The organism is Rothia sp. HMSC069C03, assembly GCF_001811075.1.
Taxonomy (GTDB): Bacteria; Actinomycetota; Actinomycetes; order Actinomycetales; family Micrococcaceae; genus Rothia; species Rothia mucilaginosa.
In genome coordinates this window covers 85,022-94,774 of record NZ_KZ627140.1, presented here as the reverse complement: position 1 = coordinate 94,774, position 9,753 = coordinate 85,022, and the positions used below count along the sequence as shown (strand labels likewise).

Sequence of the window (9,753 nt, the reverse complement as noted above, 5' to 3'; positions counted from 1 at the left end):
GTTGACACCGAGGTTCCCTCCCCCGTAGCAGGCGTTGTTGAGCAGATTCTCGTCCCCGAGGACGAGGACGTCGAGGTCGGCGCTGCTCTGGCTATCATTGGCGACGGTTCCGGCGCTGCTGCTCCGGCTGCTCCCGCAGCTGCTGAGGCTCCCGCAGCTCCCGCTCCGGTTGCTGAGGCTCCCGTTGCACCCGCTGCTGCTCCGGCTGCTCCCGCTGCTGCTGCTGCAGGCATCGAGGTCGTACTGCCCGCACTGGGCGAGTCCGTCACCGAGGGCACCGTTACCCGCTGGCTGAAGGAAGTTGGCGAGCAGGTTGAGGTTGACGAGCCCCTGGTTGAGGTTTCCACCGACAAGGTTGACACCGAGGTTCCCTCCCCCGTAGCAGGTACCCTGCTCGAGATCCGCATCCCCGAGGATGAGGACGCAGAGGTTGGCCAGGTTCTGGCTATCATCGGCGACGCTGCTGCTGCAGCTGCTCCCGCTGCACCCGCTCCGGTTGCTGAGGCTCCGGTTGCTCCCGCAGCACCCGCTGCTGCTCCGGCTGCTCCTGCAGCTCCTGCAGCCCCCGCTGCACCTGCCGCTCCGGCAGCTGCTGAGGGCGAAGCATACGTGACCCCGCTGGTCCGTAAGCTCGCTAAGGACAACGGCATCGACCTGTCCACCGTCAAGGGCACCGGTGTTGGTGGCCGCATCCGCAAGCAGGATGTTCAGGCTGCTATCGCTGCTAAGGGTTCCGCTGCTCCCGCTGCTCCCGCTGCTGCTGCACCCGCTGCAGCTGCTGCTCCGGCTGCTGGTTCCGCAAAGGCACCGCACACCTTCGAGGTTTCCCCCAAGCGTGGCACCGTCGAGAAGACCGCACGTATCCGCCAGGTTATTGCAAAGCGTATGCGTGAGTCCCTGGACGTCTCCACCCAGCTGACCCAGGTCACCGAGGTTGACGTGACCCGCATCGTTCAGCTACGTGCAAAGGCTAAGGACGGCTTCGCTGCTCGTGAGGGCGCTAAGCTGACCTTCCTGCCCTTCTTCGTCCAGGCAACCGCTGAGGCTCTGCAGCAGCACCCCGCTCTGAACGCTTCCATGACCGAAGACTACAAGCAGATCACTTACCACGGCTCCGAGAACATCGCTATTGCTGTGGACACCCCCAAGGGTCTGCTGGTTCCCGTCATCAAGAACGCTTCTGACCTGGGCATTGCTGGCCTGGCAAAGGCTATTGGCGACCTGGGTGGCCGTGCACGTACCGGCGACATCTCCCCCGAGGAGCTGTCGGGTTCGACCTTCACCATCACCAACATTGGTTCCTTCGGTGCACTGTTCGACACCCCGATCATCAACCAGCCGAACGTTGCAATCCTCGGTACCGGTTCCATCGTGAAGCGCCCCATGGTTGTCAAGGATGTTGACGGTAACGACGTTATCGCTATCCGCTCCATGTGCTACCTGTCCCTCACCTACGATCACCGCGTGGTCGACGGTGCGGACGCTGGTCGCTTCCTGCACACCCTCAAGACCCGCCTGGAGGAGGCTAACTTCGAGTCTGAGCTGGGCCTCTAAGACCTGCATAGATTCAAGGAAGTTTCCTTGTGGCGGTGCCCTGATGGGTAACCGAGTGTAGCTCTCCGGGTTTTCCCGGACAGTGAACAAAAAGACGGCGGTTCCATCCACTTCGGTGGGTGGGGCCGCCGCCTTTTGTTGTGTCCGCGTTTCTACGGTGTCAGTTACGGGGTGTTAGTTACGCGGCGTCAGCTATGCCGGGACGGGTTCGGCGCGGGCTATCTCCCAGCCTTTCTCCCCGCGGTGCAGATCGAAGATGACTTTCTGGCGGGTGACGCCGTTTTCTTCGCTGAGTTTGCGGGCTTCCTGCTCGGTTTTATCGGCGCGGTAGCCGGGCGCGGAGACTACCGCCATAACGCGGATGTTCTCGCTGTCGCGGCTGAGTTCTTCGGCGGTGTCGACGGTGAGCTCTGCGCCGCCTCGGGCACGGCGTTCTTGGTTTCGCTGGTCGATCAGGGCTCGTAGAATCTGATCGCCCTGTGCGCTTTTATCCTGTGTGCTCTGATCCGATGTTTCCGTGCCGTCGGGCGCCTGCTCCCCCGCTGCGTTCACAGCTTGAGCGGATACGGGTTGTGCCGTTGCCGGAGCGTTCTGCCCGTAGAGGGTGTACCCGAGAGGCAGCGCGATAGCCCCCAGCGCGAGCGCGGCGATGCCCAGTCGCGCAGCCAGTCCCAGTCGCACGGTCAATCCCAGTCGCGCGGTGGGGCGAGTGAGCGCACCGCGTAGCGCCGTCAGGCGGGATGTGCCCGTCACCTCTGCGTTCTTTAGAGCGGGCGGCGCAGTCTCTGCGGGGCTCGCAGTGGGGATCAACGGCTTAGAACCTGCGGTAGCTGCGCGCCCCGATTTCTTCACGCCCGGCTTCTTCATGCCCTGTTTCTTCACGCAGGGCAAACGTTCCGCTAGGTAGCGTTGCGCTTTCTGCGTCTTTGAGAGCTTCTGTACCGGCGCGGGCTCCACAGCTGCGGGAATTAGGGCGCGGGCTCGTTCTGAACAGCTCAGGTAGACGTTAAGCGGGCGAGGCGGCACTTCCTCCGCCAGGACGACCACGGAGCTGAGCCCTGCGAGCGCCACCTCCTGGTTGGGTGCATCCAGCAGGTATTCGAGGGCTCTGCCGAGGCGCTCAATCCACTCGCTGCTGGGTGCTTCTTCGGGTGCGCTGCCGGTGGCTCCCATCCGCAGCGAGAGGGGTACGCGGGCGGCGGAGGGTTCCGGTGTGTGCCCGCAGGTGGCTTGCCAGAGCAGGGCTGCTGCGGAGCGTGCGTAGTTGCTCCGAGCGGCGGTGAGCTGTTCTCCGTCTTGAGGGGCCGCCTCACAATAGACAGCGTCAGGTAGCAGGAGTTTGGGCACTCCGGCGGCGCTCAGAGCGATGTATTCGGCGTTTAGTTCGGCGCGCCCCTCCCCCACCTTTTTGAGGCTTCCGAGAGCCCGGTGCAGGGTTCGTGCCAGGGTCATGAGCTCGGCGGGTGTCAGAGTGCGAGCGCGCAGGAGCTTATCGAGGGTGCCCGCGTCGAGGGGCTCGTACCAGAGGCACAGCTGATTGGCGCTCTCGCTAGTAACGGCGTGGAGCTTGGCGAGTCCGGGCGCGTTACGTAGGGCGGCGGCTACCTGCGGGGTCTGGGCGTGCCTCTGAGCGGATGCATCCGTGTTTTCCTCGAATCCGTACCCGTTGGCTGCCTCGCGCAGAGTGGGCGCGGCAGGAGCCAGCTGGGTGGAGGGAGCTGCCGGGGTGGAGGAATCTAGCGGGGCGGGCTGAGAAATGGTGCGCAGGGTGTAGCGTCCGGGGTGCGCGGAGGGTAGGGAACGTGCGGCGGATGCGCTTGCGGCGGTTTCGCCCCGGTACTCGACAATCTGCAGGGTGGGTAGAGCCGAGTTGGCGATGCTTTCCAGAACGTGTGCTTCTTTACTTCTCATACCATCATGTTATCAAATTACATCAAATAATATTTTTAAGCACACTAAAATAGTTAAAATACCCTAAAGAACCTCAAAGGTTAATTCAGGTATTTATCTGCCTATTCACCCTTCCCCCCCCCTTGGGCACACCCTCACGTAACATTCCGGCGTGTTCGCTCATCACGTGATTCAGGGCGCCCTAATTTTCTTCCCTCCACCAGCAGTACTAAGGTAGAAAGTATGTCTGTGACGATTGAACGTGTGGGCTTCGCCCCGAACTATGTGAACTATGTTGAGTGCCTGGACAAGCAATACCGCATCCACGATGAGGTGGCTAACCGCACCCGCCAGAATACGATTCTTCTACTTGAGCACGAGGCAGTGATTACCGCCGGTAAACGCACCGAAGACCACGAGTACCCCGCAGACAAGTCCACCCCCGTCGTCAAGATTGACCGCGGCGGCAAGCTGACCTGGCACGGCCCCGGCCAGCTGACCGGCTACCCGATTCTGCGTCTGCCCGAGCCCATTGACGTGGTGGCGTACGTGCGCATCATCGAGGAAATCATCATTAACGTCCTGACTGGCCTGGGCATTAAGGGTGAGCGCGTTGAGGGCCGTAGCGGCGTGTGGATTCTGGGCGACGGCATCACCCAGGACAAGAAGATCGCGGCACTGGGCATGCGCGTTTCGCGTAACACCACCATGCACGGCTTCGCGATTAACTGCTGCAACGACACCGCACCCTTCCAGCAGTTCATTCCCTGCGGCATTAGCGATGCGGGTGTTACCACCATTTCGGAGCAGCTGGGCCGCACCATCACCCCCGCCGATATTTTGGAGCCGCTGGAGGCGGAGCTTCTGAAGTACCAGGACCGCCTGGCAGAGTCCTTCGAGCCCATTGCGGCGCAGGACTAAACGCAGGGTTAGACGCAGTCAAGAAGCATCGAACGGGTCGTACACGTAACGCGTCCGGCTTTGTTCGTCATATACGAAAACCAGTTTCACCTACGCCTGAGCGGGCGTAAAATAGAAGATGGCCCACCTGCACAGAGGGCACATCTAGACCAAGGAGAAGACTTTTGAGCACCGCACCTGAAGGACGCAAGCTACTGCGTGTGGAGGCCCGCAACGCTGAGGTTCCCATTGAGAAGAAGCCTCACTGGATTAAGACCAAGGCTATTGTTGGCCCCGAATACAACGAGATGCGTGAGCTGGCTCGTGGTCAGGGCCTGCACACCGTGTGTGAAGAGGCAGGCTGCCCCAATATTTACGAGTGCTGGGAAGACCGTGAGGCAACCTACCTGATTGGTGGTTCCGAGTGCACCCGCCGTTGCGACTTCTGCAATATTGCGACCGGCAAGCCCGTCGCTGTTGACTACGCTGAGCCGTTCAAGGTTGCTAAGAACGTGAAGGTCATGGGTCTGCGTTACGCAACCGTGACCGGTGTTGCTCGTGACGATCTGGAAGACGGCGGTGCGTGGCTGTACGCAGAGACCACCCGTCAGATTCACAAGATGTGCCCGAACACCGGCGTTGAGATGCTCGTCCCCGACTTCAAGGGTGTTCCCGCGCATGTTCAGAAGGTGATTGACGCTAAGCCTGAGGTGTTCGCGCACAACCTGGAGACCGTCCCCCGTATCTTCCGTCAGATTCGCCCGGCGTTCCGTTACGAGCGTTCCCTGGATGTTATTACCCAGGCTAAGGAAGGCGGCATGGTCACCAAGTCCAACCTGATTCTGGGTATGGGCGAGACCGATGACGAGATTTACGAGGCGCTGTGCGATCTGCACGATGCTGGTTGTGACATCATTACCCTCACCCAGTACCTGCGCCCCGGCCCGCTCTTCCACCCGATTGAGCGTTGGGTGAAGCCGCAGCAGTTCGTGGATTTCGCGAACATGGCTGAGGAGATTGGTTTCGCTGGCGTTATGGCGGGCCCGATGGTTCGTTCTTCGTACCGTGCAGGTCGCCTGTGGGCTCGTGCAATGCGTAAGAACGGCTACCCGATCCCTGAGAACCTTGCCCACATTGAGGGCGAGGGTGCAGCTCTGCAGGAAGCCTCCTCCCTGGTGGCTGCGGGCTACTAAGCATTTTCAGAATCTTTCTGAGAGCGTTGAGGCTCCTCGACCCCGGTGTTCATCCGGTGTTCGGGGAGCCTCCCCTTATGCCCCGCCCCTTGTGCGGGTAGGGTAAACTAGAAAAATTGCAGGCATACACTGCATCGTTACGTCACTATGGTTCCGTGAGCGTTTGAGGCGCTTCTCGGGGCCGCGGAAGAACCAGCCGAGGAAGAATCGTGGCAGATAAGCGCGAAGAGAAGAAAAAGAAGAAGGAACGCACTCCGGGCACTTTCGCCCAGATGAAGCAGGTCTACCAGATGACCAAGAAGTCCGACCCGAATATCGGTTGGATTCTGAGTCTGTCGGCTCTGGGTACCCTTTTGGTTTTCCTCCTCATCGGTATTGCCCTGAATAACTGGATTACTTTCCTGATTCTGGGTCTGGGCGTTGCCGCTATTGTGGCGATGCTTCTGCTGGGTCGCCGCGCGCAGACTGCGGCTTTTGCTCAGATTGAGAACCAGCCCGGTCGTAGTGGTGCGGCGATGAACTCGGTGCGCCGCGGTTGGATTGTTGAGGAGCAGCCCGTTGCTGCGAACCGCAACCAGGATCTGGTGTTCCGTGCGCTGGGCCGTCCCGGTATTGTGCTGGTGACCGAGGGCCCTCACAGCCGCGTGACTTCCCTGGTGAACACTGAGAAGAAGCACCTGAACCGTGTGGCTCCGGGCGTTCCGGTTCACGTGATTGAGACCGGTCACGAAGAGGGTCAGGTTGAGCTCAAGGACGTTGTGAAGACTATGAACAAGCTTCCGAAGGCTCTGACTCAGCAGGAGATGCAGGTTGTTTCGGGTCGTCTGAGCACTCTGAACACTATGCGTAACCCGATGAACGCTGTTCCTAAGGGTATTGACCCGATGCGTGCTCGCCCGGACCGTCGTGCGATGCGCGGCCGCTAAGCGAGACACCAATATAAGGTTTTGAAGGCTCCGGCTCTTCCCGTGTGGGGAGGGTCGGAGCCTTTTGTTACGCCCGGTTATTGCGTTGCTGAGGGCATTGCTATTGGCTTTGCTAGAGCTTTACTAGAGGGCGTTAGCATCTCTACTGTGTTTCGTGAGACAACCAAGATGTAACTCCTTTCCAGGATTTGTAACATTACCGAAACACGATAGTCACGCACGCGCAAAAAATAACCACTATGCTTGATATGTCACAGGGTTTTGCCCGCGGCCAAAAACTAAACCAAAGACTGAATGTGATGAGGGAAAACACCCTCCTGCACCGTCAGTCGAACAAGGAGCAGTCCTCATGTTTACCAGCCCCCAGGAAGTTCTCGACTTTATCAAGAACGAAGAAGTAGTCTTCGTTGATATCCGATTCACCGACATGCCCGGCGTGCAGCAGCACTTCAACCTGCCCGCTAAGGCGATTGATGACGATTTCTTCGTCAACGGCCAGCTTTTTGATGGCTCCTCCATTCGCGGCTTCCAGGGCATTGCAGAGTCCGACATGCAGCTGATCCCCGACGTTCAGTCCGCGTACGTTGACCCCTTCCGCATTGAGAAGACCCTGGTCATCATCTGCTCCATCGTGAACCCCCGCACCGGCGAGCCCTACCACCGTGACCCCCGCGGCGTCGCTGAGCGTGCCGAGGCGTACCTGCAGTCCACCGGTATTGCAGACACCGCGTTCTTCGCATCCGAGGCTGAATTCTTCGTCTTCGAGGATGTCCGCTACCAGGTCGAGCCGAACTCCGTGTTCTACAAGATCGACTCCGATGAGGCTCCCTGGAACACCGGCCGCAAGGAAGAGGGCGGCAACCTGGGCAACAAGACCCCCGTCAAGGGCGGCTACTTCCCTGTCTCCCCCGTCGACAAGCAGGCTGATCTGCGTGACGCAATGTGCGTAGCAATGGACGAGGTTGGCCTCGAAGTTGAGCGTAGCCACCACGAGGTGGGCGCAGCCGGCCAGGCAGAAATCAACTACAAGTTCGACACCCTCACCAAGGCTGCTGACGACCTGCTGAAGTTCAAGTACGTCATCAAGGGCACCGCAGATGCATGGGGCAAGTCCGTGACCTTCATGCCCAAGCCCGTGTTCGGTGACAACGGCTCCGGTATGCACTGCCACCAGTCGCTGTGGCAGGACGGCGAGCCCCTCTTCTACGATGAGCGCGGCTACGCTAACCTCTCTGACACCGCACGTTGGTACATTGGCGGTCTGATTGAGCACTCCTCCGCTGTTCTGGCGTTCACCAACCCGACCGTGAACTCTTACAAGCGTCTGGTTCCCGGCTACGAGGCTCCCATCAACATGGTGTACTCGCAGGGTAACCGTTCCGCCGGTATCCGCATCCCGATTACCGGCACCAACCCGAAGGCTAAGCGTCTGGAGTTCCGTGCACCGGACCCCTCCGCTAACCCCTACTTCGCGTTTGCTGCTCAGCTGATGGCTGGTCTGGACGGTATCCGTAACCGCATTGAGCCGCCGGCACCGATCGATAAGGACCTGTACGAGCTGCCCGCTGAAGAGGCTAAGGACATCAAGAAGGCTCCGGCTAACCTGGAGGAGGCACTGGCGGCTCTGGAGGCTGACCACGACTTCCTGCTCGAGGGCGGCGTCTTCACCGAGGACCTGATTCAGGCTTGGATTGACTACAAGCGTAAGAACGAGCTGGAGCCGCTTTCGCTGGTTCCGCACCCGCTTGAGTACCAGCTGTACTACGGCGTCTAATTCGCTGGCGTCTTATCTTTCCTTCTGGGCTTTGCCCCGCACCCGCACTGAGGTTAGTTGCGGGGTGGGTTCTGGGGTAAGTTCTAGATAGCAGACAACGGCCTATACGTTCCTTTGGGAGCGTATAGGCCGTTGTTGTATATTCTGAGGGGTTTCTGCAGGGTATCTGCGGAGTTTCTGCAGGGCTCAGGCTCACCGGACTATTTTGGTGACGGTTCGTGTCTAATATTTTTCTGCCTCGATGAGCCTCGTGTGTCTTAGTTGCGCTTAGAGCGGCTCTAAGGGCTAAGCTGTTGGTGCTGGCGTTCCCTCCCTTTTTGTCGTGCAACCGGAGGGAACGCCAGTCTATTTTTATGCCCTAATGCTGCTGAGCGTTTAGAACCTGCTGAGCGATGAGCCGGTCAAGCTTGCGCACGTCAATCTTTCGACCCAGCTTGATTTTGATGTAGCCAACCTTCGTCCATAGAGCAATTTCACTATTCGCGTCGAACAGGTTTCCTGCATTTTCAGAAGACCACATATGGATTGAGGAGTAAGGCAACGAATACATTTCTACCTTCTTACCCGTCAGGCCTTGAGCATCACGAATGATGAGTCGGTGAGTCGTGAAAATCGCGGAATCGCGGAAAGTAGCAAAGGCTGCGACAGCGCTTTCGCCCGACCCCAAAAGGGCTTGAGCATCCTGAGGTACTGGAATTTCTGATTGCAAAGTCCAGGTCATGATAGCGGCGATAGACATAGAGTTACCTCCAAGGTGTTGAGTGATAATAACGTTCTCAGTATAAGAGCTTTGTAACTCATGCGCGGTCTAGATGGTTATCCTTGCAGACACGCTGTGAGCAATAAATACCTGTGGAGGGCTGTACCGGTAAATCTCATAGAGCGGCTTCATACCTATACCTTTGTACAGAGCTTTCAACACTGAGGTATGCTCTTTCATCACGCAGAACGTATTTGAAAGGAAACGCCGTTGCCAGATTCCGCCGCATATTTTCAGGCAAAGTACTTCAACGAGCTGACTCTACGTGAGCTTCAGCAGATTCATATCACTCGTTCTCTTGTTTTTACTGTGGGTCAGCAGATTCTTGCGCAGGAGCCAGATGAAGCAGACTTCGAGTCTGTTCATTTCTTCCACGCGGATAAGGCTGGTCGAGTTCTGGCTTACCTGCGTCTCTTTGATCTTATGACGGTCGATGATGGCTATCACCGCCCTATCGAAGGTGCTTGGACCGTCGGTCGAGTAGCTGTCCGTGAGGAGGCGCGTGGCACCGGTCTGGGGCGCGCCCTACTGCATGAGGCGATTAGCTGGGTCCGTGAAAATACGGAAGCTCGTCAGCTGGTGATTAGCGCCCAGTCCTACCTGAAAGACAGCTACTATGGTGCGGCGGGGTTCGTGCAAGTGGGAGAGCCGTACCTTGAGGTCGGGATTGAGCATGTGGAGATGCTTCTGGAGCTCTAACGGACCCTACCCCCTCTTCCCTTGTAGGAGCAGGTCGCGGGTCACATCATAAGATGT

The 9,753-nt window shown here is 58.7% G+C and carries 7 protein-coding genes and 1 pseudogene; 6 read left to right on the top strand and 2 right to left on the bottom strand.

The window, feature by feature from the left end:
* Window positions 1-1,554, top strand: a 1,554-nt coding sequence (sucB, locus tag HMPREF2779_RS07600; RefSeq protein WP_233992318.1) for a 2-oxoglutarate dehydrogenase, E2 component, dihydrolipoamide succinyltransferase, incomplete at its 5' end; no start/stop codon positions are given.
* Window positions 1,555-1,746: 192 nt separating this feature from the next.
* Here sucB and HMPREF2779_RS07595 read toward each other — a convergent pair.
* Window positions 1,747-3,465 carry a peptidase gene (locus tag HMPREF2779_RS07595; RefSeq protein ID WP_105361211.1) on the bottom strand — a complete coding sequence of 573 codons (1,719 nt, stop codon included), beginning with the start codon at window positions 3,463-3,465 and terminating at the stop codon, window positions 1,747-1,749.
* 210 nt (window positions 3,466-3,675) lie between these two features.
* Between HMPREF2779_RS07595 and lipB the strand changes: the two are divergent.
* From lipB to glnA, 4 genes and pseudogenes are all read left to right on the top strand, one after another.
* Window positions 3,676-4,365, top strand: a pseudogene (gene lipB, locus HMPREF2779_RS07590) (lipoyl(octanoyl) transferase LipB); the annotation flags it as partial.
* Between the two features lie 164 nt (window positions 4,366-4,529).
* On the top strand, window positions 4,530-5,537 hold the full coding sequence (lipA, locus tag HMPREF2779_RS07585; RefSeq protein ID WP_070685063.1) for a lipoyl synthase: 1,008 nt from the start codon (window positions 4,530-4,532) through the stop codon (window positions 5,535-5,537).
* A 209-nt stretch (window positions 5,538-5,746) separates the two neighbouring features.
* Entirely contained in the window at window positions 5,747-6,463 is a 717-nt protein-coding gene (locus HMPREF2779_RS07580) for a DUF4191 domain-containing protein (RefSeq protein ID WP_070685061.1), read from the top strand.
* A gap of 349 nt (window positions 6,464-6,812) precedes the next feature.
* The gene (gene glnA / locus HMPREF2779_RS07575) at window positions 6,813-8,237 is read left to right on the top strand and encodes a type I glutamate--ammonia ligase (protein WP_005508615.1); all 1,425 of its coding nucleotides are present in this window, start codon (window positions 6,813-6,815) and stop codon (window positions 8,235-8,237) included.
* A gap of 358 nt (window positions 8,238-8,595) precedes the next feature.
* Here the strand turns inward: glnA and HMPREF2779_RS07570 are convergent, their stop codons facing one another.
* A complete protein-coding gene (locus HMPREF2779_RS07570) occupies window positions 8,596-8,976 on the bottom strand; it encodes a PH domain-containing protein (protein ID WP_070685057.1) in 381 nt (126 codons plus the stop codon).
* 231 nt (window positions 8,977-9,207) lie between these two features.
* Here HMPREF2779_RS07570 and HMPREF2779_RS07565 point away from each other — a divergent pair, with 231 nt between their 5' ends.
* Complete coding sequence (locus tag HMPREF2779_RS07565) at window positions 9,208-9,696, top strand: GNAT family N-acetyltransferase (protein WP_070685056.1); 489 nt, start codon at window positions 9,208-9,210, stop codon at window positions 9,694-9,696.
* Window positions 9,697-9,753: the final 57 nt, after the last annotated feature.